The following is a 26,542-nucleotide window of genomic DNA, read 5'->3' on the forward strand; positions in this document are numbered from 1 at the left end:
TACCAGGGATGTTGCTGTCTCCCGCTTGTCGGAGGCAGCAACATCCGGCAAGTTGCGCAGATCTTGGCCCAGGGCGCGCGGGGCTAAGCGGCCTGGCGGTCAGGCGGTGACGGGTACCGGGGAGGCGGCGTCGGCCGGGGTGGCCTGGGCGGCCGGCGTGACCGGCCGGCGTTCCCGGGTGGACCACTGCACCGACAGGGCGGCCAGCAGCACCAGGCAGGAGCCGAGCATGTGCGCGCCGACCAGGAGTGCCGGTACGTGGGTGAAGTACTGCACGAAGCCGATCAGGCCCTGACCCAACTCCACGGCGACCAGGATGATCGCGGCGCGGGTGGCCCGCTGCGCGCCGACGGCGCGGAACGCGAAGATCAGCGCCACCGAGAGGCCGATCAGCAGGAAGACCCCGTCGGCGTGCACCTGCGAGATCGTCTCCGGGTCGAGGCCGTTGCGGGCGGCGCCGTGGTCCCCGGCGTGCGGGCCACTGCCGGTGACCCAGGTGCCGACGACCAGCACGGCGACGGTGACGCCGGTGGCGACCCGGGCCAGCGCGCGCAGCGGTGCGGGCACCGCGGCCACGGTCGGGCCGTCGGGGTCGCCGATGCGTCGCCAGAGGGCGTACGCGGCGGCGATCACCGCCATCGAGGCGAGGAAGTGCAGCCCGACCACCCACGGGTTGAGGTTGGTCAGCACGGTGATGCCACCGATCACCGCCTGGGCGGGGATGCCCAGGAAGACCGCCACGGCCAGTGCGAGGAGCCCTGGTCGGCGGGGCCGGTGCAGCAGTACGGCCAGCACGGTGGCCAGCGCGATGAGACCCACCGCGAAGGTCAGCATCCGGTTGCTGAACTCGATCACGCCGTACACGCCCATCTCGGGCGTGGTGACGTAGGAATCGTCGGTGCACCGGGGCCAGGTGGGGCAGCCGAGGCCCGAGGCGGTCAACCGGACAGCCCCGCCGGTGACGACGATCCCCACGTTCGCGATGATCGAGGCGAGCGCGAGGCGGCGCAGCAGGATGCCGGAGACCGGACGGACGATTCGGTTCACGGCGCAAATCCTACGCACCGTAGTGATCGAGGTTCGTCCGACTCCGTCGGCTCGGTGGTTCGGATCACCGGGGCCCGGGTTTGCGACCCTCCGGGTAATTACGTAACGTTGGCGTTGTGAAAAACGCGGCGGCGCTCTCCGGGCACCAACCGACGGCCGTACCGGCCCTCGGTGCGCCCGCCTCCGCGCCTGCCGTGACCACGTCGGCCGGCCTCGCCGGGCCGGCGGCGGCCGAGGTCTCCACCCGGGATCGGGTCACCCAGTTGCTGCTGGAGCAGGGAGCGACCACCGCCGCGCAGCTTGGCGCAGCGCTCGGGCTCAGCCCGGCGGCGATCCGCCGGCACCTCGACGCGATGCTCGCGGACGGTGACGTCTACGCCCGTGAGCAGACCGTGCAGGGCAGTCGCGGTCGAGGGCGCCCGGCCAAGGTGTTCCTGCTGACCGAGGCCGCCCGGGTCCGCTGTGGCACACACCACTACGACAACATGGCCACCGCCGCGTTGCGATGGATCGCCCGCAGCGGCGGCTCGGGCGCGGTCGAGGCGTTCGCCACCGAGCAGGTCTCCGCTCTCGAATCCCGTTGTCGGACGGCCATGGAGGACGCCGGCGACGAGCCGCTGGCTCGAGCCGAGGCGCTCGCCGCGGCGCTCACCGCCGAGGGTTACGCTGCCAATGCGACCACGATCGCCTCTGGCGGCCAGCTCTGTCAGCACCACTGCCCGGTGGCGCACGTGGCCGCCGAGTTTCCCCAGCTGTGCGAGGCCGAGACCGCGGTTATCTCCCGTCTGGTCGGCACTCACGTACAGCGTCTGGCCACCATCGCGCACGGCGACGGGGTGTGTACCACGCACATCCCGACCCAGCCGGGCCGCGCTCAATCCGGTAATCCCGTAACCACTGTGAGGACAGATAGATGACCGAGCAGATCGTCCAGCCCCTGACCCAGGAAGAGCAGCTCGCCGCCCTGGGCCGGTACGAGTACGGCTGGTCCGACCCGGACGCCGCCGGGGCGGTCGCCCAGCGCGGCATCAACGAGGCGGTGGTGCGGGACATTTCGGCGAAGAAGAACGAGCCGGCGTGGATGCTCGACCTGCGGCTGAAGGGCCTGCGGCTGTTCGGCCGTAAGCCGATGCCGGCCTGGGGCGCGGACCTCACCGGGATCGACTTCGACAACATCAAGTACTTCGTGCGGTCGACCGAGAAGCAGGCCACCAGCTGGGAGGACCTGCCCGAGGACATCAAGAACACCTACGACCGGCTGGGCATCCCGGAGGCGGAGAAGCAGCGGCTGGTCGCCGGTGTCGCGGCGCAGTACGAGTCGGAGGTCGTCTACCACAAGATCCGTGAGGACCTTGAGGAGCAGGGCGTCCTCTTCCTGGACACCGACACGGCGCTGCGCGAGCACGAGGACGTGTTCAAGGAGTACTTCGGCACGGTGATCCCGGTCGGCGACAACAAGTTCGCCGCTTTGAACACCTCGGTGTGGTCCGGTGGCTCGTTCATCTACGTGCCTAAGGGCGTGCAGGTCGAGATCCCGCTGCAGGCCTACTTCCGGATCAACACGGAGAACATGGGCCAGTTCGAGCGGACGCTGATCATCGTCGACGAGGGTGCGTACGTGCACTACGTCGAGGGCTGCACCGCGCCGCTCTACTCCTCCGACTCGCTGCACAGCGCGGTCGTGGAGATCATCGTGAAGAAGAACGCGCGTTGCCGCTACACGACCATCCAGAACTGGTCGAACAACGTCTACAACCTGGTCACCAAGCGCGCCGTTTGCCACGAGGGCGCGACCATGGAGTGGGTCGACGGCAACATCGGCTCCAAGGTGACCATGAAGTACCCGGCGGTCTACATGACCGGCGAGCACGCCAAGGGCGAGGTGCTCTCGGTGGCGATGGCCGGCGAGGGCCAGCACCAGGACGCCGGCGCCAAGATGGTGCACGCCGCGCCGCACACCTCCTCGACCATCGTGTCGAAGTCGATCGCCCGTGGCGGCGGCCGCACCTCGTACCGGGGTCTGGTGCAGGTGCTGGAGGGTTCGCACCACAGCCGGAGCACTGTCAAGTGCGACGCGCTGCTGGTCGACACCATCTCCCGCTCGGACACCTACCCGTACGTCGACATCCGTGAGGACGACGTGTCGATGGGGCACGAGGCGACCGTCTCCAAGATCAGCGACGACCAGCTCTTCTACCTGATGAGCCGGGGCCTGAGCGAGGACGAGGCGATGGCCATGATCGTGCGCGGCTTCATCGAGCCGATCGCCAAGGAGCTCCCGATGGAGTACGCCCTGGAGCTCAACCGCCTGATCGAGCTTCAGATGGAGGGCGCGGTCGGCTGACGCCGCCCGCCCCACCGAGTACCTGACACCGTCGTCGTAGAACAGACCAAGGAAGAAATGACTACCCAGGCTTCCGCGCCGCCCAGCACCAAGTCGCAGGCGCTGCGCTCGTACGACGTCGCCGACTTCCCGGCCCTCACCGGCCTGGAGGAGGAGTGGCGTTTCACCCCGCTCAAGCGCCTCCGCGGCCTGACCAGTGAGGCGCCGGCCGCGACCGGCGCGGTCCGACACGAGTACGGCGACCTGCCCGAGGGCGTCGCCATCACCCGCGTCGGTCGTGACGACGAGCGGGTCGGCAGTGTGCTGACTCCGGTCGACCGGGTCAGCGCGCTGGCCTACGGTGCCGCCGCGGACGCCCTGCTGCTGCGGGTGGCCCCCGACGTGGTGCTCGGCGAGGCGGTGCGGCTGCGGGTGGTCGGCGAGGGCGTCGAGCAGCCGGCGTTCGGTCACACCTTCGTCGAGGTGGGCCGGTTCGCCGAGGCGACTGTGGTGCTGGAGCACGTCGGGTCGGCCACCCTGGCCGACAACGTCGAGGTGGCCGTGGCCGACGGCGCGAAGCTGACGCTGGTCACGGTCGCCGACTGGGCCGACGACGCGGTCCAGGCCCAGCACCTGAAGATCAAGCTGGGCCGGGACGCCAGGGTCATCCACATCCAGGTCTCCCTGGGTGGCGACCTGGTCCGGCAGTTCACCAGCGTGGAGTACACCGGGCGCGGTGGTGAGGCCGAGCTGTACGGCGTGTACTTCGCCGACTCGGGCCAGCACCTGGAGCACCGGCAACTGGTCGACCACAGCGTCCCGGACTGCCGCAGCTACGTCGGCTACCGGGGCGCCCTTCAGGGCGAGAGCGCGCACACCGTCTGGGTGGGCGACGTGCTCATCCGGGCCGAGGCGACCGGCACCGACACGTACGAGATCAACCGGAACCTGCTGCTCACCGACGGCGCACGGGCGGACTCCGTACCCAATCTGGAGATCGAGACCGGCGAGATCGCCGGCGCCGGCCACGCCAGCGCGACCGGCCGCTTCGATGACGAGCAGTTGTTCTACCTGATGGCCCGGGGCATTCCGGAGAGTGAGGCCCGCCGGCTGGTGGTCCGTGGTTTCTTCGCCGAGCTGATCAACAAGATCCCGGTGGAGTCGCTGCGCGAGAGCCTCGGCGACGCGATCGAGGCCCGGCTGACCAAGGCGGGCGCTTGATGATCCGCATCTGCTCCACCGAGGACGTGCCGAAGGGCACCGCGATCAGCGCGGATGTCGACGGCACGCCGATCGCCCTGGTGCACGGCGAGGACGGCGGTTTCTACGCCGCGTACGACGAGTGCTCGCACGCCTCGGTCGCGCTCTCCGAGGGTGAGGTCGATGGCTGCACGCTCGAGTGTTGGCTGCACGGCTCGCGCTTCGACCTGCGCACCGGCGAGCCGACCGGCCTGCCCGCCACCGAACCCGTCCCCGTCTACCCCGTCGAAGTCCGCGACGGAGACATCTACCTCAGCCTGACGCCGAGTAATGGAGTGACCCGATAATGAGCACCCTGGAGATCCGCGACCTGAAGGTGTCGGTCAAGCTGCCCGAGGGTGAGCTCAAGCCGATCCTGGCCGGCGTCGACCTGACCGTGAAGTCGGGCGAGACCCACGCGATCATGGGCCCGAACGGTTCCGGCAAGTCCACCCTGGCGTACTCGATCGCCGGTCACCCGAAGTACGAGATCACCGGCGGCACGGTGACCCTCGACGGCGAGGACGTGCTGGCCATGACGGTCGACGAGCGCGCCCGCGCCGGCCTCTTCCTGGCCATGCAGTACCCGGTCGAGGTTCCCGGCGTCTCGGTGGCGAACTTCCTGCGGACCGCGAAGACCGCCATCGACGGCGAGGCGCCGAAGCTCCGTACCTGGGGCGGCGAGCTGCGCGGCGCGATGGAGCGTCTCCAGATGGACCCGGCGTTCGCCCAGCGCAACGTCAACGAGGGCTTCTCCGGTGGTGAGAAGAAGCGGCACGAGATCGTCCAGCTGGAGCTGCTCAAGCCGAAGATCGCGATCCTCGACGAGACCGACTCCGGTCTCGACGTGGACGCGCTGCGCGTGGTCAGCGGGGGCGTCAACCGGGTCCGCGACAACGGTGACACCGGCGTGCTGCTGATCACCCACTACACGCGGATCCTGCGCTACATCAAGCCGGACTTCGTGCACGTGTTCATCGCCGGCCGGATCGTGGAGCAGGGCGGCCCGGAGCTGGCCGACAAGCTTGAGGCCGAGGGCTACGAGCGGTACGCCGCCGGGGCCGGCACGGCCAAGGCCTGAGCGGGAGAGGCGCTGCCGAGATGACCAGCATCGCGATCCCTTCGGGGATGCCGCAGTACGACGACGTGCCGCGTTTCGACGTGGCCCGGGTGCGCGCCGACTTCCCGATCCTCGATCGGGAGATCAACGGACACCCGCTGGTCTACCTCGACAGCGCCAACACCTCGCACAAACCACGCCAGGTGCTCGACGTGCTCGACGAGCACTACGCACGGCACAACGCCAACGTGTCGCGCTCGGTGCACACACTGGGCACCGAGGCCACCGAGGCGTACGAGGGGGCGCGGGCGAAGATCGCCGCGTTCATCAACGCGCCGAGCACCGACGAGGTGGTGTTCACGAAGAACTCCACCGAGGCGATCAACATCGTGGCGTATGCCTTCTCGAACGCCTCGCTGCGTCCGGACGCCGACAGTCGTTTCCGGCTCGGTCCGGGCGACGAGGTGGTGATCTCCGAGATGGAGCACCACTCGAACATCGTCCCGTGGCAGTTGCTCTGTGAGCGGACCGGCGCGACCCTGCGCTGGTTCCCGGTCACCGACCAGGGGCGGCTGGACGAGTCGGGCCTGGAGGATCTGGTCACCGAACGGACGAAGATCGTCTCGCTGGTGCACATGTCCAACATCCTCGGCACTGTCAACGCCACCTCCCGGATCACCGCGCGGGTCCGCGAGGTGGGCGCGCTGCTGCTGCTGGACTGCTCGCAGTCCGTGCCGCACCTGCCCATCGACGTGGTCGACCTGGACGCCGACTACATCGTCTTCACCGGCCACAAGATGTGCGGTCCGACCGGTATCGGAGTGCTCTGGGGTCGGGGTGAGCTGCTGGCGGCCATGCCGCCGGTCTTCGGCGGCGGCTCGATGATCGAGACGGTCACCATGGCCCGCTCGACGTTCGCCGCGCCACCGGCCCGCTTCGAGGCGGGCACCCCGCCGATCGCCGAGGCGGTCGCGCTCGGTGCGGCGGTCGACTACCTGACCGGCATCGGGATGCGGGCCATCCAGTGGCACGAGAAGGAGCTGACGGCGTACGCGCTGGACGCTCTCGGCTCGGTGCCGGACCTGCGGATCTTCGGTCCGACAGTGCCGGTGGGTCGGGGCGGCACCATCTCGTTCGCACTCGGTGACGTGCACCCGCACGACGTGGGTCAGGTGCTCGACTCGCTCGGCGTGCAGGTGCGGGTGGGCCACCACTGTGCCAAGCCGGTGTGCAGCCGGTTCGGCGTCCCGGCCATGACCCGGGCCTCGTTCTACCTCTACACCACCACCGAGGAGATCGACGCTCTGGTGGCCGGTCTGGAGCAGGTGCGGAAGGTGTTCGACTGATGCAGCTCGACCAGCTCTACCAGGAGATCATCCTGGACCACTACAAGCGCCCACACGGGCGCGGCCTGCGCGACGCCGACGACTCGGATGACCGGGTCGCGGAGGCGCACCACGTCAACCCCACCTGCGGTGACGAGGTCACCGTCCGGGTGGCCACCGACGGCACGGTGCTGCACGACATCTCGTACGACGGGATGGGCTGTTCGATCAGCCAGGCCTCGGCGAGCGTGCTGCACGAGTTGCTGCGTGGTCGCGGCGCCGGGGAAGCATTCGAGGTGCACGAGGCGTTCGTGGAGTTGATGTCCGGACGTGGCCAGGTCACGCCGGACGAGGACGTGCTCGGTGACGGGGTTGCTTTCGCGGGTGTGGCCCGTTACCCCGCCCGGGTCAAGTGCGCGCTGCTGCCGTGGATGGCGTTCAAGGACGCCGCGGCACGCGCCGGTGTGGGCGTGAGCCCGGAGGTGAAGGCGTGAGCGTGCGTCAGCGAGCGAATGACACAGTGGTGCCTTGTGGCATCACGAAGCGATGCGGAGGGACGGCATGAGCGAGAACACCGCTACCGAGGCGACGCCGGAGGCCGGTGACACCACAGTGGTGCCGCAGACCGACGCCGCGACGACCGATGGCACGGGTGACGCCGCCGCTCCTGCGGGCGGCGTCAGCAAGGCCATGATCGCCGACATCGAGGAGGCGATGAAGGACGTCGTCGACCCGGAGCTCGGCATCAACGTGGTCGACCTGGGCCTCGTGTACGGCGTCCACGTCGACGACGAGAACGTCGCCACCCTGGACATGACGCTCACCTCGGCGGCCTGCCCGCTGACCGACGTCATCGAGGACCAGACCCGGCAGGCGCTGACCACCGGCCCCGGCGGCGGCCTGGTCAACGACATCCGGATCAACTGGGTGTGGCTCCCGCCGTGGGGCCCAGACAAGATCACTGACGAGGGTCGGGACCAGCTCCGCTCCCTCGGCTTCAACGTCTGACCCGATCCCACGTCGTCGAGCGCGGTACCCGTCCGGGTGCCGCGCTCGACGCGCTTCATACCCGCGCGAAATTAGTGGAACGGATCGTTCCGGTCTGCTAAGCTAGGTCCATCAAACGGAGCGGAATATTCCGCTCCGACGGCGGGTGGGACAGGTCGCGGGAGACCGGCAGAGAGGCAGAACGATGAGCGAGATGGCGGCGGGGCAGTGGCGGACCGTGCTCGAAGAGGCGCACGCGGCGCTTCGAACGACCGTCGAGGGGGTCCCGGCCGACGCCTGGGAGCGGCCCACCCCGTGCGAGCTGTGGAACGTTACCCAGGTGCTTCAGCACGCGACCGGCGACCAGCTCGCCTTCGCCGCGGCGATCGAGGGCGGGCCGGGGCCGGCGGAGGACCCGTTCGCGCCCTCCGGTCAGGTCGACGGTGACAAGCTCGCCGGCCTGCGCGCCGCCCTCGACGCATCCGCCCGGGCCTGGAGGGGTGTCGCCGACGACGACCCGGCGGTGCCCACGCCGCTGCCCCAGGGCAAGCTGCCGGCCGAGGTCGGCGCCGTAGCGTGCGCCCTGGACGCGGCAGTGCACGCCTGGGACATCGCGGTGGCCACCGACCAGCCCTCCCCGCTCAGCGCCGACCTGGCCCGCCCCCTGCTGGTGGTGGCCCGGCAGATCGTCGAGCCGCTGCGGGCCTACGGCGCGTACGCCCCGGCGATCGACCCCGCTGCGGAGTCCGACGAGGTCGCCGCCCTTCTCTCCTACCTCGGTCGCGACCCCCGGTGGCCCGGAGTTCAGCTCTGATCGGTCGGCACACCTCCGAACAACCCAAGATCGCGCTTGATCATCCTGGTTCGAGCACGATCTTGGCGCGGGGCGCGGGGCGCGGGGCGCGGGGCGCGGGGCGCGGGGCGCGGGGCGCGGCGAAATTCGGTGGCGGGGGCGCGGGCTCGGCGCGGAAGATGCGCGTGTGATTGAGGCGTACCCGAAGCAGGTTCCTGTCCGTGCGGCCACTGCCGCGCGTCGACAGCGCACCGTGCCCCGGTCCGCCTCGATCCCGCGCCCGCCGTCGTGAGCGGCGCGTTCCTCGCCGGTCTCGTGGCCGGCTACGGCGTCGCCATTCCGGTCGGCGCGATAGCGATTCTCATTCTGGGGCTCAGTGCCCGTACCTCGTTTCGGGTGGGTGCGGCCGCAGCGCTCGCGGTGGCGACGGCCGACGGGCTCTACGCGGTGGTGGCCGTGCTCGGCGGTGCCGGCCTGGCCGGGATCATCGCGCCGGTCGCCGGGCCACTGCGGGTGGTCGCCGCAGTGGTCCTGCTGGGTCTCGCCGGGCACGGCCTGTGGCAGACGTGGTCCGCGCACCGCACGCAGCGGCCGCCGACGGCACGCGACGGTGGCGGCATGAGCACTCCGGGGCGGGCCTACGCGGCGCTGCTCGGGTTGACCCTGCTGAACCCGATGACGGTGCTCTACTTCACCGCGCTGGTGCTCGGCCGCCGGGACACCGCCGACTCGGGCGTGGTCCCGGCGGCGCTCTTCGTGACCGGGGTGTTCCTGGCGTCGGCGAGCTGGCAACTGGTCATCGCCGGCGGTGGCACTGTGGTCGGCCGGGCGCTCACCGGGCCGCAGGGCCGGCTGGTTACCGGCCTGGTCTCCAGCGCGCTCATCGCCGCGCTGGCGGTGGCCGCGTTACTGCCAGGCTGAACGGTCACGGCAACCATCCGACGGATCAGCCACCCGGCCGAGGCCCGACCTCGCCGGGTCGGCGGTGTCGCCTGGTGTGTTCCTGGCCGGGCCCGGGGCCGCCCGGGGGCCCGGATGGGTTCGCTGTGCCGTACGGTCGGGCGATGACCAGTCGACCAGCGGCCGGCGGCGGCCGGTGGGTCGACGTCGACCCGGCCCGCGTCGGCCGCTGGGTCGAGGGCTTCGCCGGCCGGCACGGCCCGCCCACCACCAGCACTCAGGAGTACGGCCTGCTGCTCGCCGCCCCGGACGGGGCAACCGCCGAGCTGCACTCCCCGCCGGGTGCGCCGGCCGGCGTGGATGTGGCCGGGTTCGTGGCCTCCGCCGTCCTGCCCCGCCGGATCGGCCTGCTGCTGGCCCGCAAGGGCGCGGTGGCGCTCGGGGTGGCCGAGGGCGCCGACCTCGTCGTCTCCAAGGTGGACACCCGGTACGTGCAGGGGCGCACCGCTGCGGGGGGATGGTCGCAGCACCGGTTCGCCCGCCGGCGTGACAACCAGGCGAAGGCGGCGCTGGGTGACGCGGCGGACCTGGCCGTACGCCTGCTGTTGCCGGAGGCGGCGGCGCTCACCGCGCTGGTCTGCGGTGGTGACCGGCGGGCGGTGGACGGGGTGCTGGCCGACCGACGGTTGGCCCCGCTCGTGCCGTTGCGGGCCGAGCGGCTGCTCGACGTGCCGGAGCCCCGGCACGCGGTGCTGGTCGCGGCGGTGGGTGCGGCCCGGGCGGTACGGATCCTGGTGCGCGACCCCGACTGACCTCGGTCTTCGTCGGCGGCGTCAGTGGGGAGACGATCGCCACGCAAAACGGGGTTCGCGGCGTGCTGGCCGGCCGGCGGCCGGAGGATGGGCGCGTGGAGTTTCTGGTTGACATGGTGACGACGGTGCCGCAGGGAACGTCGGAGGACGGCGTCGCCGACATGCGTGCGCGAGAGGCGGCGCGTTCGGCCGAGCTGACGGCCCAGGGCAGTCTCCTGCGGCTGTGGCGGCCGCCGCTGGCGCCGGGGGAGTGGCGTACGTGGGGGCTGTTCCAGGCCGACGACGCCGATGAGCTGGAAGCCGTGCTCGCCTCGATGCCGCTGCGCGCCTGGCGGCGCGAGACCGTGACGCCGTTGACGCCGCACCCGAACGACCCGGGTCAGCCGCCTCGCTGAGCCTGCGAGGGCACGCCGGCTCGACAGGCACGCCAGGGAACACGTCAGTCAGCAGGGAGATCATCATGTCCGAGGCGCAGATTCTGCGTACCGTCCTCGACCGGTGGAAGTCGGCTGTCGACGCCCACGAGCCCGATCGGGTCGCGGCGTGCTTCACCGACGATGCGATCTTCCAGGGGTTGCAGCCGTACACGGTCGGTCCTGCCGGCGTCGCCACGTACTACGCGGGACAGCCGCTCGGCCTGACCGCCGCGTACGACATTCGGGAGATCCGCCGTCTCGCCGACGACGTGGTCCTCGGCTACCTGGAGGTGGAGTTCGGCTTCACCGACCGGCCGGCCCTGACCGTCAACCTCGGCGTGCTCCTGCGGCGGGTCGACGACGACTGGCTCATCGGCCACTACCAGGTCTCACGGCTCACCTGAGCCGGAAGCTTCGGCAGGAATGACGATCGTGGCAGGCCCGCCGAGGGGCCTGCCGCGATCTCGGGGCGAGGTCAGAGCTGGTCGGTGCCGAAGGTGTCGCAGGTCTTCGGGTCGCCGCGGTCGTAGCCCTGGCTGAACCAGCGCTTGCGCTGCTCGGACGTGCCGTGGGTGAACTGGTCGGGGTTGACCCGCCCGCCGGAGCGCTCCTGGATGCTGTCGTCGCCGATCGCCTCGGCGGCCTGCACGGCCTCGCTGATGTCGGTCTGGGTGATGGACGTGAACAGCGGCTCCTGGCCGGTCTTGTCCTTGCTCTCGGTGGCGTGCTTGGCCCAGGCGCCGGCGTAGCAGTCGGCCTGCAACTCCAGCCGCACGGAGGCGGATTTGGGACCGCTCTGGTCGCCCTGGCCGGCTTTCGCGTTGGTGCCGAGCAGGTTCTGGATGTGGTGGCCGTACTCGTGGGCGAGCACGTAGGGCTGGGCGAACTCGCCTTTGGCGCCGAACCGGGAGGCCAGCTCGTCGTAGAAGCTCAGGTCGATGTACACCTGCTTGTCGGCGGGGCAGTAGAACGGGCCGACGCCCGAGTCGGCCTGTCCGCAGCCGGTGCTCACGGCGGCCTGGAAGAAGTTGGTGTCGGTCGCCTCGTACTTCCCGTTGCCCAGCTCCGGGTACGCCTTCTGCCAGTAGGCCTGGATGCTGTTGACGTAGAGCAGGTTGCGGCAGCGTGCGTCGTCGAGACGGTCGGGGTTCGCGGTGGAGCACGCCTGCTCCAGATCGCTGCCCCCGGCCTGGCCGCCCTCGTCGCCGTTGGTCATGGCGTTGAGACCGAACCCGCCGCCGAGCAGGGCGACGAGAACGGCCACCACGATGCCGATGATGCCGCCCCGGCCGCCACCGCCGGGGATGGGGATGCCCATGCCCCCGCCCGACCCGCCACTACCCCGTCCCAGGTCGTTGGCCTGGGAGGTGTCGAGCTCGGCCCGCTCGTTGAGTTCCATGCTGACCCCGATCGCCGTATGCCGTGAATGTCTTTTGTGTGTCGTTTCGTCCATCGAGTGCCGGACGGGGTCCGGACAGGCGTTCCGATACCCGATGATCTTGATCGGTAATCCGGGCGGGCCGTCCAGCGGCGCCCGGTACACTTGTCGGGTGCTGCGCTGCGAAGGCTGAACCGCCCCGCGCCGTCGGGCCCCTTGAGCCCGCCGGCCGTTTCGCGTGCCCCGAGTCAGCCTTCCGAACCCCGAGAGCGAGCCCGCAAACATGATCACTGCCACCGGCCTGGAACTGCGTGCCGGTTCCCGGATCCTGCTGTCCGACACCACACTGCGCGTGCAGCCCGGTGATCGGATCGGCCTGGTCGGTCGCAACGGCGCCGGCAAGACCACCACGCTGAAGGTGCTCGCCGGCGAGGGGCAGCCGTACGGGGGCCAGATCGACCAGCGCAGCGCCATCGGCTACCTGCCGCAGGACCCGCGCACGGGTGACCTGGAGGTCACCGGCCGCGACCGGGTGCTCTCCGCGCGCGGGCTGGACGTGCTGATGTCCCAGATGCAGGAGATCGAGGCTCGCCTCGCCGAGGACGCCAGCGACAAGATGGTCCGTCGGTACGGCGCGCTGGAGGACCAGTTCGCCGCCCTCGGCGGGTACGCGGCCGAGGCTGAGGCCGCGCGGATCTGCGCCAACCTCGGCCTACCGGACCGGGCGCTCGCGCAGACCATCGGCACCCTCTCCGGTGGTCAGCGTCGGCGCATCGAACTGGCCCGGATCCTGTTCCGCGACGCGGGTGAGAACGGCGGCGGCATCCTGCTGCTCGACGAGCCGACCAACCACCTCGACGCCGACTCGATCACCTGGCTGCGCGGCTTCCTCGCCAATCACAAGGGCGGCCTGATCGTGATCTCCCACGACGGCGCGCTGCTGGAGTCGGTGGTCAACAAGGTCTGGTTCCTCGACGCCACCCGGTCGGTCATCGACGTGTACAACCTGGGCTGGAAGGCGTACCTGGAGGCGCGCGAGACCGACGAGCGCCGCCGCCGCCGGGAGCGGGCCAACGCGGAGAAGAAGGCCGGCGCGCTGATGGCGCAGGCCGACAAGATGCGGGCCAAGGCCACCAAGACCGTGGCCGCGCAGAACATGGCCCGCCGCGCCGAGAAGCTGATCTCCGGCCTGGAGGAGGTACGGGTCTCCGACCGGGTGGCCAAGGTGCGCTTCCCCAACCCCGCCCCGTGCGGCAAGACCCCGCTGACCGCGACCGGCCTCTCCAAGTCGTACGGCTCGCTGGAGATCTTCACCGACGTCAACGTCGCGGTGGACCGGGGCTCCCGGGTGGCCATCCTCGGGCTCAACGGCGCCGGCAAGACGACCCTGTTGCGGATGCTCGGCGGGCTGCTCGACCCGGACACCGGCGGGGTGCACGCGGGCCACGGCCTGCGGTTGGGCTACTACGCCCAGGAGCACGAGACGCTGGACGTGGAGCGGACGGTGCTGGAGAACATGCGGGCCGCCGCTGTCGAGCAGTCCGACACCGATCTGCGCAAGATCCTCGGCGCGTTCCTCTTCTCGGGTGACGACGTGAACAAGCCGGCCGGGGTGCTCTCCGGTGGTGAGAAGACCCGGTTGGCTCTGTCCACGCTGGTCTGTTCCGGGGCCAACGTGCTGCTGCTCGACGAGCCGACGAACAACCTCGACCCGGTCAGCCGGGAGCAGGTGCTCGACGCCATCGCCAACTATCCGGGCGCGATCGTGCTGGTCACCCACGACCCGGGTGCGGTGCTGGCGCTCAAGCCGGACCGGGCCATCCTGCTGCCCGACGGCGACGAGGACGCCTGGAGCGACGACCTGCTCGAACTGGTCGAGCTGGCCTGACCGAGGCTGCTCGGCCGGCTTCTCAGCCGAGCAGGTCGGCCAGTCGGCCGAGCACGCCGGAGCTGACCAGGATCACCAGCCCGATGGCGATGAAGATCGTCGGCACCAGCCAGGCGCCGGCGCGCTCGACCAGCCGGACCACCCTCCGGTGCCCGCCCAGCCAGGCCCCGGCCACACACCAGAGCGCGATCAGCAGCACGAAGACCAGCAGGAACACCGCGCTGTCGGCCACGCCGAGGGCGCGGAAGACGGGTACGTAGACCGCGACGTTGTCGGCGCCGTTCGCGATCGTCACCCCGGCCACGCCGAGCGCCCCGGCGACGACCGCCGGCGCCTCGTCGTCGCCCGAACTCCGCAGCGCGCGTACGCCGAGCGCGATCGGCAGCAGGCCGAGCAGCCCCGTCCACGGGTCGGGCACCACCAGAAGTCCACCCGCAATCACCGCGCTGGCCAACGCGAGCGCGCCGATGCCGAGGTATTGTCCAGCGACAATTTCCCAGGTGCGGGGTTGGCCGGTGGTGCGGGCCGCGACGAAGAACAGCGTCAGGATGACGATGTCGTCGATGTCGGTGGCGGCGAAGACCACGGCCGCCGCGCCGGCGGTGCTCAACAGGTCGATCACGACCGAAGGCTACGGGCCGTCGGCAGCCGCCAGCTTTCAGCGGTGGTACGCCCGGACGCCGCGGCGGGCCGGATCGCCAGGATCACTCTATCGGGAAGCTGACATTGCATAGCGTGTCGGTTGGCGAAGAGTTGATATCTGGCGCATGATCGTTCGAGGCGGTCTAATAGGTGGGACCGTATCCGAACCGCACAGTCTGGGACGTGAGGACACAGCATGGCAGCCACTGGCACAGCCACCAGCACTGAGAAGGGTCGCCGGATCGTCGGAGCCGAGCGTCAGACGCTCGCCAAGGACCTGGTAAAGCGGTACACCTCGGGGGAGAGCATCCGCGCGTTGGCGGCCTCGACCGGCCGTTCCTACGGGTTCATCCACCGAGTGCTCACCGAGTCCGGCGTGCAGCTGCGTCAGCGCGGTGGCGCCCGGCGCCGCAAGAAGGCGTGACCCGCCCCTCAGCGTCGTCCACCAGCGCCGCGCCCCGGGACGTCCGGTGACCGCCGAGGCGACCGGGGTTCGGCTGACTTGCGACGGGCCGGTCGCCACGGTGACGTTGTGCCGGCCCGACGTGCTCAATGCCCAGACGCCCGCGATGTGGCAGGCGATGAGCGACTTCTCCCGCGACCTGCCCGGCGACGTGCGGGTGGTGGTGGTCCGCGGCGAGGGTCGCGCGTTCTCGGCCGGCCTCGATCTCGCCGTGGCGGGTGCCTCGGGTCCGGGGTCCTTCGCTGAGCTGGCCACGCTGCCCGAGCAGGAGTGCGCCGAGCGCATCGCGGAGTTCCAGGCCGGTTTCACCTGGCTGCACCGGCCGGATGTCGTCTCCGTCGCGGCCGTACAGGGCCACGCGATCGGTGCCGGCTTCCAGCTCGCGCTCGCCTGTGACCTGCGAGTGCTGTCCGCGGACGCGAAGCTGTCGATGGCCGAGGTGACCCTCGGCCTGGTGCCCGACCTGGCCGGCACGAAACGCCTCGTCGAGTTGGTCGGATATTCGCGGGCGTTGGAGATCTGTGCCACCGGCCGCCGGTTGGACGCCGCCGAGGCGGACCGGATCGGGCTGGCCACCCTGGTCGTCCCCCCGGCCGAGCTGGACGACGCGGTGCGGGACCTGACCGCCGGCCTGCTCTCCGGGGCCCGCGACGCGGTGGTGGAGATCAAGGCGTTGCTCGCCGGTGCCGGCGGGCGGTCGCACGCCGACCAGCAGCGCGCCGAGCGGGAGGCACAGACCCGTCGGCTGCGTGACCTCGCCGGCAGGGGAGAATAGGTAAGGACCGCACGGGAAGATCCGGGTTACGACCGAGGTTGTCACACTCGTCGGGAGAATTGACCTGACGGTGCGGTCCGCCCGGCAACCCGGAGGTGAGCGATGTCCAACCCGATGTCCGGCGGTGGCATGGCCGGGTGGAGCATGCTCCGGTCGATGCGCAACCGCGACGAGGTCTCCACCCACCGGCTCAAGCGCGGGGTGGCCCGCCGCATCGTCGCGTTCGCCCACCCCTACCGGCGCGACATCATCGTCTTCCTGGCCACCGTGGTGTTGGCCGCCATCATCGGCGTGGCCACTCCGGTGCTCGCCGGCGACGTGATCAACGCGATCAACCGGGGGGGCACCGAGGCCGGCCGGCTCGTGGTGCGGCTGGCCCTGTTCATCGCCGCGCTGGCGGTCGCCGACGCGCTGCTGTCGCTGGCCCAACGGTGGTATTCCGCCCGCATCGGCGAGGGCATCATCTTCAACCTGCGCACCCGGGTCTACGACCACGTGCAGCGGATGCCGTTGCAGTTCTTCACCCGTACCCAGACCGGCGCCCTGGTCAGCAGGCTCAACAACGACGTGCTCGGCGCCCAGAGGGCGTTCACCTCCACCCTGTCCGGTGTGGTCAGCAACGTGATCCAGCTGGTGCTCACCGCGGCGGTGATGTTCACCCTCTCCTGGCAGATCACCGCGCTCTCATTAGTGATGTTGCCGATCTTCATCATCCCGGCGCGTCGGGTCGGTCGGCGGCTGGCGGACATCACCCGCGAGGCGTACAACCTCGACGCCAAGATGAACGCGACCATGACCGAGCGGTTCGGGGTGGCCGGCGCGCTGCTGGTGAAGCTCTTCGGCCAGCCCGAGATCGAGGCCCGCCGGTTCGGCGACCGGGCCGAGCGGGTCCGCGACATCGGCATCCAGTCCGCGATGTATTCCCGAACGTTCTTCGTGGCGATGCTGCTGGTCGCCTCACTGGCACAGGCGCTGACCTACGGTCTCGGCGGCTGGCTCGCGGTGACCGGCGGCGTCAGCGCCGGCACCGTGGTGACGCTCGCGCTGCTGCTCACCCGCCTGTACGGGCCGCTCACCGCGCTCTCCAACGTCCGGGTGGACGTGATGAGCGCGCTGGTCTCCTTCGACCGGGTCTTCGAGGTGCTCGACCTCAAGCCGGGCATCGTGGAGAAGCCCGACGCCGTGCCGGTGCCAGTGGGCGCCGGCCGGGTCGACTTCCGCGACGTGCGTTTCCGCTACCCGAGCGCCGCCGAGATCTCCCTCGCCTCCCTGGAGGAGGTCGCCACGCTCGACCGGACCGTCAACGAGCCGGTGCTCAAGGGGGTCTCGTTCAGCGTCGAGCCGGGGCAGATGGTCGCGCTGGTCGGCCCGTCCGGGGCGGGCAAGTCGACACTGTCGATGCTCATCTCCCGGATCTACGACGTCAGCGACGGGCAGGTGCTCGTCGGCGGGGTGGACGTGCGCGACGCGACGCTGGCCTCCCTGCGTGACGAGATCGGTGTGGTCACCCAGGATTCGCACCTGTTCCACGAGACGATCGCCGAGAACCTTCGCTACGCCAAGCCGGACGCCACCGACGACGAGATCTGGGCCGCACTGGCCGGGGCGCAGGTGGCCGATCTGGTCCGGGCGCTGCCCGACGGTCTGGACACCACTGTGGGGGAGCGCGGCTACCGGTTCTCCGGCGGTGAAAAGCAGCGCATCGCGATCGCGCGGCTGTTGCTCAAGGCCCCGTCGATCGTGATCCTCGACGAGGCGACAGCACACCTGGATTCGGAGAGCGAGGCGGCGGTGCAGCGGGCGCTTTCGGTGGCGCTGGCCGGGCGTACCGCGCTGGTGATCGCGCACCGGCTCTCCACAGTGCGCGACGCCGACCAGATCCTGGTCCTGGACGGTGGGCGGATCGTCGAGCGGGGGCGGCACGAGGAGTTGGTAGCGGTCGGCGGGCTCTACGCCGAGCTGTACCGGACCCAGTTCGCGGTCGCCGACTCGCCCGCCCCGTTCGTCGACGCGACAGGTCCCGAGCCGGTGGTCATGCCGCTGGGCACCTACCGTGCCGACGAGGTGCTGCCGCCCGCCGCCGCCAACTGACGTGTGGCGACCGGGCCGTCGACACCTGGCTTTCTCGGCTCAGTCGGCCACGAACGCCGCGATGGTGCTGGCCAAGGGCGTGCAGGCGAACAGACCGTATGCGGCGGCGAGAGCGGTGGAGGTGACGCACCACCGGTACAGGGTCGCCGGGCAGCGGCGGCGCGTCGCCACCAGCACACCGACCCCGGCCACCGCGAGCAGGATGCCGGGCACCGGCCCGAGCAGGGTGAGGTAGAAACCCGGCACGCCGAGCAGCCAGCCCGGCACGATGAAGGTCCAGGTCGGCGGGTACGGCCGAGGAGCCCACAGATAGGGAACGACGGCCGCGGCGAGGTAGGCCGCCACTGTGTACAACTGGATGCCGACCAGCGTTCGGATCAGCCCGGTGGATGCCTCGGCGGGGGTCTCGAGGGTCGAACCTCGGGCCGTGCTGGCGGGCACATCCGTCATGGTCACCCCACTGTGGCGGAATCGCGGTCTGCGATGAGGGTAGGTGCGCCCGTGCGGCGCGACAAGGCCGTCGCCGGCCGCTCGTCAGAACGCCGCCACGCGCAGCTCGGCGAAGGCCAGGCCCAGGGTGACCGGGGTGAAGTGCGCGTTCAGGCCGCTCGGGTTGGGCAGCACCCACAGCCGAGCCCCGGCCAGTGCCTCCGGCTGCGGCCCGAAGGTGGCCTTCGGCCGCTGAAAACCGATCCGGTACGCGGTCACCCCCACCACGGCCACCCAGCGCGGCCGGTACCGGGCCACCTTGTCGGTCAGGATCGCCGCGCCGTCGAGGAGTTCCTCGGCGCTCAGCTCGTCCGCGCGGGCGCTGGCCCGGGCGGCCATGTTGGTGATGCCGAGCCCGAGCGCGGGCAGCTCGTCCTGTTCGCTGGGGTGCAGCAGCCGAGGGGTGAACCCGCCCCGGTGAAGGGCGGGCCAGAACCGGTTGCCCGGCCGGGCGAAGTGCCACCCGGTCGCGGCCGACCACAGGCCCGGGTTGATGCCGACGAAGAGCACCGCCAGCCCCGGCGCGAGCACGTCGGGAATGGTCCGGTCCGCAGCCGCCGCCAGGTCCGCCCGGGTCTCGGTCGGGTCGTCCCGGCCGCCAGGTCCGTCCGGGTCGGCGCGTTGATCGACTCGAGTTCCTGGAAGTCGGGGTGTCCTGGTCGCTTCGACCGCCCGGTCTCCTGGAGGCCGAGTCGATCAACGGCCGGGTAGTCGGACTGAGCCTTCTCGGGCGGCGTCACGGCGCGGGCAGCTCGGGCCCCGTCGGGGGTCACAGCCCGCGCAGCGCGCCGCCGTCGACCGGCAGGGTGATCCCGGTGAGGTAGCTCGCGGCGGGGGAGAGCACGAACGCTGCCACCCGGCCGAACTCGGCGGGGTCGCCGAGGCGGCGCAGCGGGATGCTGGCCTCCGCGTCGGCGCGGGCGCGATCCGGGTCGCCGGTCGCGGCGAAGAGCTCCCGGTTGCGGTCGGTCATGATCCGGCCGGGCAGCAGCCCGACCACCCGGACCCCACGCGGGCCGTAGTCGTCGGCGATGTCCTTGGCCGCGCCGACGAGGCCGGGCCGTAGACCGTTGGAGATGCCGAGGCCGGGCACCGGGCCACGAGCCGAGGTGGAGAGCACCAGGCCGATCGCGCCGCCCTCGGGCAGTGCGGCGGCGATCGTGCGGACCGCGCGGATGGTGCCCAGGAAGACGGTTTCGAAGGAGAGCCGCCACTGCTCGTCGGTGATCGCCGCGGCGTTGCCGGCCGGTGGACCACCGACCGAGATCAGCGCGCCGTCGAGCCGGCCGAAGTGCTCCTGAGCGGCGGCGACGAGCTGCCCCGGGGTCTCCGGGTCGGTCAGGTCCGCGGTCAGCCCGACGGCGTGCTCCGGGCCACCCAGCTGCTGCGCGGCGGCGGCCACCGCGTCCGGGTCCCGGGCCGAGAGCACCACCCGTGCGCCGTCGGCGACCAGGCTCTGCGCGGTCGCGTAGCCCAGACCGCGGGAGGCGCCGGTGAGGACGTACACGCGGTCGGTCAGTCCGAGATCCATAACTACGATCCTGCCGCATCCGCCACGGCGTCGCCAGCAAGGGTGGATACCCGTGGGGCGGGGCGCAGCAGGCGTACCCGGCCGGCGATCTGCACCACGACGGCGCCGCCGGCGCGGCCGACCGCCGGCGCCCGGCGCGGACGCGGAGCCCGGAGCCCGTCGTAGCGCAGGCGCGCCTCCCGGCCGGCCAGCTCCTCGGCGGCCGCCGGGGGGAGCGCGTGCTGGGCGTGCAGGGCCCGGGCCAGGTCCCAACCGTCGCGCAGCGATCCGGCGGTGGGTCGCCGGGCGGCCCACTCGGCGAAGGTGGTCGGCCACCTGGCGCCGAGGCCGGCGGCGAGCAGTGGCCAGTGCCGGGCCACCTCGCCGGCCCGCTTACGCAGCAGGGCCGCGCGGGTGGCGGCCAGCGGTCCCGGCGCGAACCCCGGCGGGGGTGGCCCTCCGGCGACCAGCGCCGCGACCAGTTCGGCCTGCCGTTCGGCGAGCCCGGCGCGGGGCGTGGGCGCGGAGTCGCCGTCGGATGCGCCAGTCATGTCACGGCCGGGAAGCCCGCGGCGGCGGCCAGGGCGTCCAGTTCGGCGCGGAGGTCGGCGGCCGGCGGGTAGTGGCCGTCGCGCTCCAGCAGCAGCGCCGGCGGTCGCCGACGGGCGCAGAGCGCGCCGACCAGCTCCAACACTGCTGTCGGCACGGGGTCGGTGTGGGTGTCGTGGTAGAAACCGCCGTGCTCCGCGCCGCCGGCCACGTGGGCGTACGCGACCCGCTCCAGCGGCAGGCGGTCCAGCAACGCCAGCGGGTCGCTGCCCCGGTTGTGGGCGTTGGCGTGCACGTTTGCCACGTCCAGCAGCAGCAGTGCCCCGGTCCGGTCGAGGATCTCGGTGAGGAAGTCCGCCTCGTCCAGCTCGTCGTCGGGCCAGTCGACAAGCGCGGCGATCGGCTCCAGCGCGATCGGCACCGGAAGCTCGGCCTGTGCCCGCGCCACGTTGGCGCAGACCACGTCGACGGCTTCCCGGCTGCGCGGCAGCGGCAGCAGGTGACCGGCCTCCAGGCCGCCGGCCCGGACGAACGCGATGTGCTCGCTGACCAGCGGGGCGTCCAGGCGTTGCGCCACCGCGGCCAGGTGGGCGACCCGGGCCGGGTCGACCGGCTCGGCGCCGCCGAGGGAGAGCCGCACCCCGTGCGGTACGACGGTCACCGCGCGTTCCCGCAGCTGGGTGAGGCCGGGTGGGAGCGGCCCGGAGGCGGGCACCCCCTCGGCCACCACCTCGACGAAGCGCAGGCCGGGCAGCTCGGCCACGAAGCCGGCGATTTCCGGACGCCAGCCGATGCCGACCCCGGACGGGCCGGTCATCCGCCGCACCCGCCGCCGCCCCCGCACCCGCCGCCTCCACCGCCGCAGGAGCTGCCGCCGTCCCCACCGGAACTGTCGCCTCCGCCACCGGACGATCCGTCGGAGCCGCCCGTCCAACCCCCGCTGCTGGAGATGGCCTGACGCTGGATCTCGGCCTGCTCGGCGAAGCCCGGGTCGAGGGCCCAGAGCGAGGCGGTGCCGTACAGGGCCACGCCCATCGCCGCGCCGGCCGCTCCGTAGGTGGCGTAGGCGGGCGCGGAGGCCGGCGCGAGGTGGGTGTGCTCGCCGCGCACGGAACGAAGGGCGGCGCGACCGGCCCGGGTGCGGACGGGTGCCCGGCGCAGCAGCAGGGCCGCGCACAGGAGGGCCGCCAGGGTGAGCAGCAGGTAAGCCACCGGGCGCCCGCTGAACAGGCCGGAGAACAGCCGGAGCACGCCGAGGCCCAGCAGGGCCCACAGGAACTGGCTCCAGAGGCGGGCGCGGGCGCGCTGTGTGTCGTTCGTCAGCAGCCCGCGCTGCTCCAGACCGTTGCGGATCTGGTCCAGCGCGGTGCGTACGCGCTGGTCCTGGGGCAGGTCCCGGACCCGGGAGTGCTGGTGGGCGGCCCAGCGGATGGCCTGATCCAGTGGGGTGAGCCCGGTCGGCGCGGCACCGACGGTGGTCAGCCGACGGTCCGGTCGTACGCCGACCGCGCCGCTGCCGCGCAGCCCACCCAGCGCCGCGTGCACAGCGAGCTGGGGGCCACCGTTGAGGTAGGCGACCTGCTGCGCGCCGAGCGGGTCGACTGTGGTGTGCGCCGGGGCGGTCAGCAGGCGGATCCGGTGGTACAGCGCGATCGCCACCACCACGATGGCCGCCGCGATGTAGTACCGGAGGAAGGTCGGGCCGGAGATGCCCCAGGTGTCGCCGGACGCGGCGTGGACGATCATCGACTGCTCCTGTCACCGGAGGGATCGGCGGCCCCATTGTGGAGCAGCCTCGCCACGGTCGACCGACCGGTGTCCGCGCGGTCAGTGGCGGCGGACCGCCTCCTCGACCAGGTCGAGCACCGGGCCCAGGTCACCGGCCGGTCGGCCCATGGCCAGGTGCAGCACCAGGCCGTCGTAGGCCAGCTCCAGGAACTGGGCCAGCACGTCGATCGGTACGTCCTCGCGTAGCACCCCGGCGTCGCGCTGGCGGGCCAGCCGGTCCCGGGTCGCCTCCGCGATGGCGGCGGACCGTTCCGCCCAGCGCCGGGCGAACGCCGGGTCGGTGCGCAGCCGCCGGGAGACCTCCAGTTGGCTGCCCAGCCAGCCGGTGGTGTCGGGGGAGACGGCGCGGGCGAGCAGATCGCGCATCACCTGCACCAGGCCGTTGCGGGCCACCGTCTCGACCATGGCCGCGGCGTCGTCCTCGGCGACGGCCAGGAAGAGCGAGTCCTTGTCGCGGAAGTGGTGGAAGATCGCGCCACGGGACAGGCCGGTGGCCTCCTCGAGGCGGCGTACTGTCGCCCCCTCGTAGCCGAGCCGGGCGAAACACGCCCGGGCCGCGGCGAGGATCTCCTGCCGGCGAGCGTCGAGCTGGTCCTGGCTTACTCTGGGCACACGTCGATCGTTGCAGGTCACCCCGGGGCATGCAAACCGTACGTACGGCTTGGGATGTCGCCGACTACCATCGCCCGGTGACCCAACCCCGCACCCTGCCCAACTCCCCGCTGACAGTGGCCACCGTCCAGGCCACCCCCACGCCGGGCGACGTCGCCGGCAACGCGGTCATGGCCGCCGATCTGGTCCGCCGAGCCGGCGAGCGGGGTGCCCGGGTGGCCGTCCTGCCGGAGCTGTTCCTCTGCGCGTACCACCCGCCGGTCCTCGCCGCCGACCCGGCCGGCACTGACGTCGCTGCCGATCCGGCCGGGATGGTCGCGGATCCCCGGCTCGATCCGCTGCGCGTCGCGGCGCGCGAGGCCGGCGTCGCCGCGCTGGTCGGCGCCGCCGTCCGGCACCCCGACGGCCGGCGGACCATCGCGGCGCTGGTGGTCGACCGGACCGGCGAGGTGCGGGTCGGGTACGACAAGCAGCAGTTGTGGGGCGACGAACGGGAGCTGTTCACCCCCGGCGAGCGGGGTGCCACGCTGCTCGTCGACGACTGGCGGCTCGGGCTGGGCATCTGCTACGACGGCTGTTTCCCCGAGCACGGCCGGGCCGCCGCCCTCGACGGCGCACACGCCTACCTGTGTCCCAGCGGATACCTGGCCGGTTCCGAGCACCGCCGGGATCTCTACTACGCCGCGCGTGCCCTGGACAACACGATGTTCGTGGTCTTCGCCAACGCGGTCGGCGGCGTCGACCCGTGGCGGTTCAACGGCGGCGCGGCCATCTACGACCCCGAGGGGCGGGTGCTGGCTCGCGGGGCGGACGACGGCGCGGCGGTGCTCGTGGCGACGCTGGATCCCGCCGTGCTCGCGGCCACCCGGGCGGCCCACTCGATGCTCGTCGATCGGCTGTCGGACCAGGGTGGCCCGCGGCTGTCGATGCCTGGCTGAGCCCTTCGTCAGCTCGATACCCGCCGCATCTGTTGGCGGACACGTCGGTCCCGTAGGGTGCCCGAGTGCCACTGCTCCTGCTGGACCTGGACAACACCCTGCTGGATCGGGCCGGGCCGTTCCGCCGCTGGGGTGAGCGCTTCCTGGACAGCATCGGCGCGCCCCACACCGACATCGACTGGCTGATCTCGATCGACGCCGACGGTCTGACCGACCGCTGGGACCTCGCCGACGCCATCCGGGACCGCTACGAGCTGCGCATTCCCTCGATCGACCTGGTCGAGGAGCTGCACGACGGGGTGGTGGCGCAGACCCGGCTCGACCCGCTGACCGCCTGCGCACTGCGGATCGCCGACGACGCCGGCTGGGTGCCGGTGGTGGTCTGCAACGGCACCGTACGCGTCGAGGACGCCAAGATCCGCCAGACCGGGCTGGACCAGTACGTCGCGGACTGGGTCATCTCCGAGGAGGCCGGCGTCAGCAAGCCCAACCCGAGAATCTTCGCGCTCGCCGCCCAGCGGGTCCGAATGCCGCTGCGGGGGGCGTGGGTGATCGGTGACAGCCCGGAGGCGGACATCGGCGGTGCCGCCGCCGTCGGGCTGCCCAGCGTCTGGCTGCACCGGGGGCGGACCTGGACGGACGTCCGGTTCGCGCCGAGCCGCACCGTAGACGGGTTGATCGCCGCGGTCGCCACAGTTTTGGCCCGCTGAGGGTCTCCGCGCGCCGGCGGTGGGGCGTCGGAGCGGCCGTTCGGGTGGTGGCCCGGTAATTCGGTTGACCGGCGGACGTGGTGGTACGAGCATTGTCCGCGCATGGTGCATCCCGGGCGTGTGCCCGGTCGAGGACAGGGGGTCGGTCATGGCCGTCTTTGCAGGTCGCTTCCAGCTGCCTATCTCAGCCTCGACCAAGGGAACCTCACCACAGTGCGCGATCACGACCTTCCGGCGCTTGAGCGCCGAAGCCGCGGCAAGAGCCGCTTCGACGACGACGAACCGCAGTTTCTAAAGCGCGGGCGGCCCACCGAGCCGCTCGCGGACCCCGACAGCGAGCCCGACCCGGACACCGGCGAGCGCTGGTCGTCCTGGGACGACGCCGTGCACGGGCCACAGCCGTACCCTGCCTGGCTGGTCACCGAGTTGGCCGCCAAGGACACCGAACTGGGTGTGCTGAAGACCGGCAAGGAGGCGGACGTCCACCTCGTCCGTCGGGCGGTGCCGGACACCGACCGGTCCTGCCTGCTCGCGGTGAAACGCTACCGCGATCCGGAGCACCGGTTGTTCCACCGCGATGCCGGTTACCTGGAGGGCCGTCGGGTGCGCCGGTCCCGAGAGAACCGGGCGATGGCCGGCCGGACGGCGTTCGGCCGGCAGATGATCGCCGGACAGTGGGCGGCGGCCGAATTCGCCGCGCTCAGTCGGCTCTGGGAGATCGGCGCCGGGCACGACCGGATCGCCGTGCCGTACCCGGTGCAGGTGCGGGGCACCGAACTGATGCTGGAGTTCGTCGGTGATGCCGAGTCGGGGGAGGCGGCACCCCGACTGGCCCAGCTGCGACCCGGCCCGACCGAGCTGCGTGACCTGTGGGCCCAACTGGTGGAGGCGCTGCGGGTGCTGGCTCGGGCCGGTTACGCGCACGGCGACCTGTCGCCGTACAACCTGCTCGTGCACCAGGGCCGGCTGGTCGTGATCGACCTGCCGCAGGTGGTCGACGTGGTGGCGAACCCACAGGGGTCGGAGTTCCTGGCCCGCGATGTGCGGGTGGTCGGCACCTGGTTCGCGGCCCGGGGTCTCCCCGCCGAGCAGGTCGACCCCGCCCTGTTGACCCGGGAGTTGCTGCACGAGGCGGGCCTGCGCTGATCGGAGCGGGTCGGGCGGCCACCGCCCGACCCGCCACGTCGGCTATTGCAGGTAGCGCTCCACCTCGGGCTTGGGGCGTTCGCCCTGGGCGTCCGGGTCTCCGTGGGTCTCCCGGGCGGCCCGTCGGCGGCGCAGCAGGTCCCAGCACTGGTCGAGGGACTCCTCCAGGGCACGCAGTCGCTCGCTGGCCTCGCCCTCGGTGCCCGACTCGTGGGCCTGGGCGTCGGCACGCAGCTTGTGTTCCTCATCGACCAGCTCGGAGATCCGGTTCAGGATGGTCTTGTCGTCCATGCCACAGAGCCTGGCACAGGGTGCCGGGCATCGCCCGGATTCGGGGGTACCGGTGCGTCCCGGGTCACCGACCCGCACCGGCCAGGCCGACACCGCCAGTCCGGTGCCGATGCCGCAGCCGGGCTGGCGCAGCGCGGCCGATCCGGCCACGGCGCTGGTTGGTCAGCCCACCCGGCGGGTGCTGCACCTGAATATCCATTCAGGATTTGAGCGAGGTGGAAACATCGACGAGCGTGCGCGCGCTTAGATGGAAATTGCGCCGTCCGCAAGTCTGGAGGTGCCCCTCGTTTGGTGAGATGCTTCCGTCGGCCCAGAAGGTGAAAGTTTCATCAACCTGCCCGACCGAAGTGGACCGCTGCGGTCGCCGGGA

The 26,542-nt window shown here is 71.6% G+C and carries 31 protein-coding genes; 20 read left to right on the top strand and 11 right to left on the bottom strand.

The features are described 5' to 3' along the window. Window positions 1–99: 99 nt before the first annotated feature. Complete coding sequence (locus tag ACLJOK_RS03240) at window positions 100–1,065, bottom strand: COX15/CtaA family protein (protein WP_410816025.1); 966 nt, start codon at window positions 1,063–1,065, stop codon at window positions 100–102. A gap of 98 nt (window positions 1,066–1,163) precedes the next feature. On the opposite strand from ACLJOK_RS03240, the gene ACLJOK_RS03245 reads away from it, so the two are divergent. The 13 genes from ACLJOK_RS03245 to ACLJOK_RS03305 all read left to right on the top strand — a co-directional run bounded on the left by ACLJOK_RS03245 (window position 1,164) and on the right by ACLJOK_RS03305 (window position 11,306). Beyond that, a complete protein-coding gene (locus ACLJOK_RS03245) occupies window positions 1,164–1,964 on the top strand; it encodes a helix-turn-helix transcriptional regulator (protein ID WP_410816027.1) in 801 nt (266 codons plus the stop codon). Continuing rightward, window positions 1,961–3,391, top strand: a complete 1,431-nt coding sequence (sufB, locus tag ACLJOK_RS03250; RefSeq protein WP_091403689.1) for a Fe-S cluster assembly protein SufB — start codon at window positions 1,961–1,963, stop codon at window positions 3,389–3,391. Before ACLJOK_RS03245 ends, sufB begins: the two co-directional genes overlap by 4 nt. A gap of 57 nt (window positions 3,392–3,448) precedes the next feature. Next, window positions 3,449–4,591 carry a Fe-S cluster assembly protein SufD gene (gene sufD / locus ACLJOK_RS03255; RefSeq protein WP_410816028.1) on the top strand — a complete coding sequence of 381 codons (1,143 nt, stop codon included), beginning with the start codon at window positions 3,449–3,451 and terminating at the stop codon, window positions 4,589–4,591. Further along, window positions 4,591–4,917 carry a non-heme iron oxygenase ferredoxin subunit gene (locus ACLJOK_RS03260; protein WP_091403693.1) on the top strand — a complete coding sequence of 109 codons (327 nt, stop codon included), beginning with the start codon at window positions 4,591–4,593 and terminating at the stop codon, window positions 4,915–4,917. The genes sufD and ACLJOK_RS03260 overlap by 1 nt, the downstream gene beginning before the upstream one ends. Beyond that, the gene (gene sufC, locus ACLJOK_RS03265) at window positions 4,917–5,690 is read left to right on the top strand and encodes a Fe-S cluster assembly ATPase SufC (RefSeq protein ID WP_410816029.1); all 774 of its coding nucleotides are present in this window, start codon (window positions 4,917–4,919) and stop codon (window positions 5,688–5,690) included. Before ACLJOK_RS03260 ends, sufC begins: the two co-directional genes overlap by 1 nt. A gap of 20 nt (window positions 5,691–5,710) precedes the next feature. Next, entirely contained in the window at window positions 5,711–7,015 is a 1,305-nt protein-coding gene (locus ACLJOK_RS03270; RefSeq protein WP_410816031.1) for a cysteine desulfurase, read from the top strand. Continuing rightward, on the top strand, window positions 7,015–7,488 hold the full coding sequence (gene sufU / locus ACLJOK_RS03275) for a Fe-S cluster assembly sulfur transfer protein SufU (RefSeq protein ID WP_410816032.1): 474 nt from the start codon (window positions 7,015–7,017) through the stop codon (window positions 7,486–7,488). Before ACLJOK_RS03270 ends, sufU begins: the two co-directional genes overlap by 1 nt. Before the next feature lie 67 nt (window positions 7,489–7,555). Further along, complete coding sequence (locus ACLJOK_RS03280) at window positions 7,556–8,002, top strand: metal-sulfur cluster assembly factor (protein WP_124821554.1); 447 nt, start codon at window positions 7,556–7,558, stop codon at window positions 8,000–8,002. A 184-nt stretch (window positions 8,003–8,186) separates the two neighbouring features. Continuing rightward, window positions 8,187–8,795: a TIGR03086 family metal-binding protein gene (locus ACLJOK_RS03285; RefSeq protein WP_410816033.1), complete on the top strand. Its 609-nt coding sequence runs from the start codon at window positions 8,187–8,189 to the stop codon at window positions 8,793–8,795. A 267-nt stretch (window positions 8,796–9,062) separates the two neighbouring features. Next, a complete protein-coding gene (locus ACLJOK_RS03290) occupies window positions 9,063–9,695 on the top strand; it encodes a LysE family transporter (RefSeq protein WP_410816034.1) in 633 nt (210 codons plus the stop codon). 143 nt (window positions 9,696–9,838) lie between these two features. Further along, window positions 9,839–10,486: an acVLRF1 family peptidyl-tRNA hydrolase gene (locus tag ACLJOK_RS03295; protein WP_410816035.1), complete on the top strand. Its 648-nt coding sequence runs from the start codon at window positions 9,839–9,841 to the stop codon at window positions 10,484–10,486. Window positions 10,487–10,581: 95 nt separating this feature from the next. After that, the gene (locus ACLJOK_RS03300; RefSeq protein ID WP_238682673.1) at window positions 10,582–10,881 is read left to right on the top strand and encodes a muconolactone Delta-isomerase family protein; all 300 of its coding nucleotides are present in this window, start codon (window positions 10,582–10,584) and stop codon (window positions 10,879–10,881) included. A gap of 65 nt (window positions 10,882–10,946) precedes the next feature. Further along, on the top strand, window positions 10,947–11,306 hold the full coding sequence (locus ACLJOK_RS03305) for a YybH family protein (RefSeq protein WP_410816037.1): 360 nt from the start codon (window positions 10,947–10,949) through the stop codon (window positions 11,304–11,306). 71 nt (window positions 11,307–11,377) lie between these two features. On the opposite strand, the gene ACLJOK_RS03310 is transcribed toward ACLJOK_RS03305, so the two are convergent. After that, on the bottom strand, window positions 11,378–12,301 hold the full coding sequence (locus tag ACLJOK_RS03310; protein ID WP_410816038.1) for a neutral zinc metallopeptidase: 924 nt from the start codon (window positions 12,299–12,301) through the stop codon (window positions 11,378–11,380). Between the two features lie 262 nt (window positions 12,302–12,563). Here ACLJOK_RS03310 and ACLJOK_RS03315 point away from each other — a divergent pair, with 262 nt between their 5' ends. Continuing rightward, a complete protein-coding gene (locus tag ACLJOK_RS03315) occupies window positions 12,564–14,168 on the top strand; it encodes an ABC-F family ATP-binding cassette domain-containing protein (protein WP_410816039.1) in 1,605 nt (534 codons plus the stop codon). 22 nt (window positions 14,169–14,190) lie between these two features. Here the strand turns inward: ACLJOK_RS03315 and ACLJOK_RS03320 are convergent, their stop codons facing one another. After that, window positions 14,191–14,790, bottom strand: coding sequence for a cadmium resistance transporter (locus ACLJOK_RS03320; protein ID WP_410816040.1), 600 nt, complete (start codon window positions 14,788–14,790; stop codon window positions 14,191–14,193). Window positions 14,791–15,006: 216 nt separating this feature from the next. Here ACLJOK_RS03320 and ACLJOK_RS03325 point away from each other — a divergent pair, with 216 nt between their 5' ends. The 3 genes from ACLJOK_RS03325 to ACLJOK_RS03335 all read left to right on the top strand — a co-directional run bounded on the left by ACLJOK_RS03325 (window position 15,007) and on the right by ACLJOK_RS03335 (window position 18,139). After that, window positions 15,007–15,234, top strand: coding sequence for a helix-turn-helix domain-containing protein (locus ACLJOK_RS03325; RefSeq protein ID WP_007462679.1), 228 nt, complete (start codon window positions 15,007–15,009; stop codon window positions 15,232–15,234). A 46-nt stretch (window positions 15,235–15,280) separates the two neighbouring features. Then, window positions 15,281–16,048, top strand: coding sequence for an enoyl-CoA hydratase/isomerase family protein (locus tag ACLJOK_RS03330; RefSeq protein ID WP_112588650.1), 768 nt, complete (start codon window positions 15,281–15,283; stop codon window positions 16,046–16,048). A 114-nt stretch (window positions 16,049–16,162) separates the two neighbouring features. Then, window positions 16,163–18,139: an ABC transporter ATP-binding protein gene (locus ACLJOK_RS03335; RefSeq protein ID WP_410819228.1), complete on the top strand. Its 1,977-nt coding sequence runs from the start codon at window positions 16,163–16,165 to the stop codon at window positions 18,137–18,139. A 39-nt stretch (window positions 18,140–18,178) separates the two neighbouring features. On the opposite strand, the gene ACLJOK_RS03340 is transcribed toward ACLJOK_RS03335, so the two are convergent. From ACLJOK_RS03340 to ACLJOK_RS03370, 7 genes are all read right to left on the bottom strand, one after another. Continuing rightward, window positions 18,179–18,589, bottom strand: coding sequence for a hypothetical protein (locus ACLJOK_RS03340; RefSeq protein ID WP_410816042.1), 411 nt, complete (start codon window positions 18,587–18,589; stop codon window positions 18,179–18,181). An 84-nt stretch (window positions 18,590–18,673) separates the two neighbouring features. Further along, on the bottom strand, window positions 18,674–19,192 hold the full coding sequence (gene mug / locus ACLJOK_RS03345; protein WP_410819230.1) for a G/U mismatch-specific DNA glycosylase: 519 nt from the start codon (window positions 19,190–19,192) through the stop codon (window positions 18,674–18,676). A gap of 205 nt (window positions 19,193–19,397) precedes the next feature. After that, window positions 19,398–20,159: an SDR family oxidoreductase gene (locus ACLJOK_RS03350; protein ID WP_410816043.1), complete on the bottom strand. Its 762-nt coding sequence runs from the start codon at window positions 20,157–20,159 to the stop codon at window positions 19,398–19,400. 2 nt (window positions 20,160–20,161) lie between these two features. Beyond that, window positions 20,162–20,689: a hypothetical protein gene (locus tag ACLJOK_RS03355; RefSeq protein ID WP_410816045.1), complete on the bottom strand. Its 528-nt coding sequence runs from the start codon at window positions 20,687–20,689 to the stop codon at window positions 20,162–20,164. After that, the gene (locus ACLJOK_RS03360; protein ID WP_410816046.1) at window positions 20,686–21,504 is read right to left on the bottom strand and encodes a DUF692 domain-containing protein; all 819 of its coding nucleotides are present in this window, start codon (window positions 21,502–21,504) and stop codon (window positions 20,686–20,688) included. The genes ACLJOK_RS03355 and ACLJOK_RS03360 overlap by 4 nt, the downstream gene beginning before the upstream one ends. After that, window positions 21,501–22,433, bottom strand: coding sequence for a TIGR04222 domain-containing membrane protein (locus ACLJOK_RS03365; RefSeq protein WP_410816047.1), 933 nt, complete (start codon window positions 22,431–22,433; stop codon window positions 21,501–21,503). Before ACLJOK_RS03365 ends, ACLJOK_RS03360 begins: the two co-directional genes overlap by 4 nt. Window positions 22,434–22,514: 81 nt before the next feature. Then, window positions 22,515–23,087, bottom strand: coding sequence for a TetR/AcrR family transcriptional regulator (locus ACLJOK_RS03370; RefSeq protein ID WP_091403732.1), 573 nt, complete (start codon window positions 23,085–23,087; stop codon window positions 22,515–22,517). A 77-nt stretch (window positions 23,088–23,164) separates the two neighbouring features. Between ACLJOK_RS03370 and ACLJOK_RS03375 the strand changes: the two genes are divergently transcribed. The 3 genes from ACLJOK_RS03375 (at window position 23,165) to ACLJOK_RS03385 (ending at window position 25,881) form a co-directional block, all read left to right on the top strand. Next, window positions 23,165–24,025 (top strand): carbon-nitrogen hydrolase family protein, encoded by an 861-nt coding sequence (locus ACLJOK_RS03375; protein WP_410816049.1) that lies wholly within the window; start codon window positions 23,165–23,167, stop codon window positions 24,023–24,025. Between the two features lie 65 nt (window positions 24,026–24,090). Beyond that, window positions 24,091–24,735 carry an HAD family hydrolase gene (locus ACLJOK_RS03380; RefSeq protein ID WP_238681707.1) on the top strand — a complete coding sequence of 215 codons (645 nt, stop codon included), beginning with the start codon at window positions 24,091–24,093 and terminating at the stop codon, window positions 24,733–24,735. A gap of 213 nt (window positions 24,736–24,948) precedes the next feature. Continuing rightward, window positions 24,949–25,881, top strand: coding sequence for a serine protein kinase RIO (locus tag ACLJOK_RS03385; protein WP_410816052.1), 933 nt, complete (start codon window positions 24,949–24,951; stop codon window positions 25,879–25,881). 42 nt (window positions 25,882–25,923) lie between these two features. On the opposite strand, the gene ACLJOK_RS03390 is transcribed toward ACLJOK_RS03385, so the two are convergent. Then, window positions 25,924–26,172, bottom strand: coding sequence for a DUF2630 family protein (locus ACLJOK_RS03390; RefSeq protein WP_091403743.1), 249 nt, complete (start codon window positions 26,170–26,172; stop codon window positions 25,924–25,926). Between the last annotated feature and the right edge of the window lie 370 nt (window positions 26,173–26,542).

This window comes from Micromonospora sp. 050-3 (assembly GCF_046549335.1).
Taxonomy (GTDB): Bacteria; Actinomycetota; Actinomycetes; order Mycobacteriales; family Micromonosporaceae; genus Micromonospora; species Micromonospora trifolii.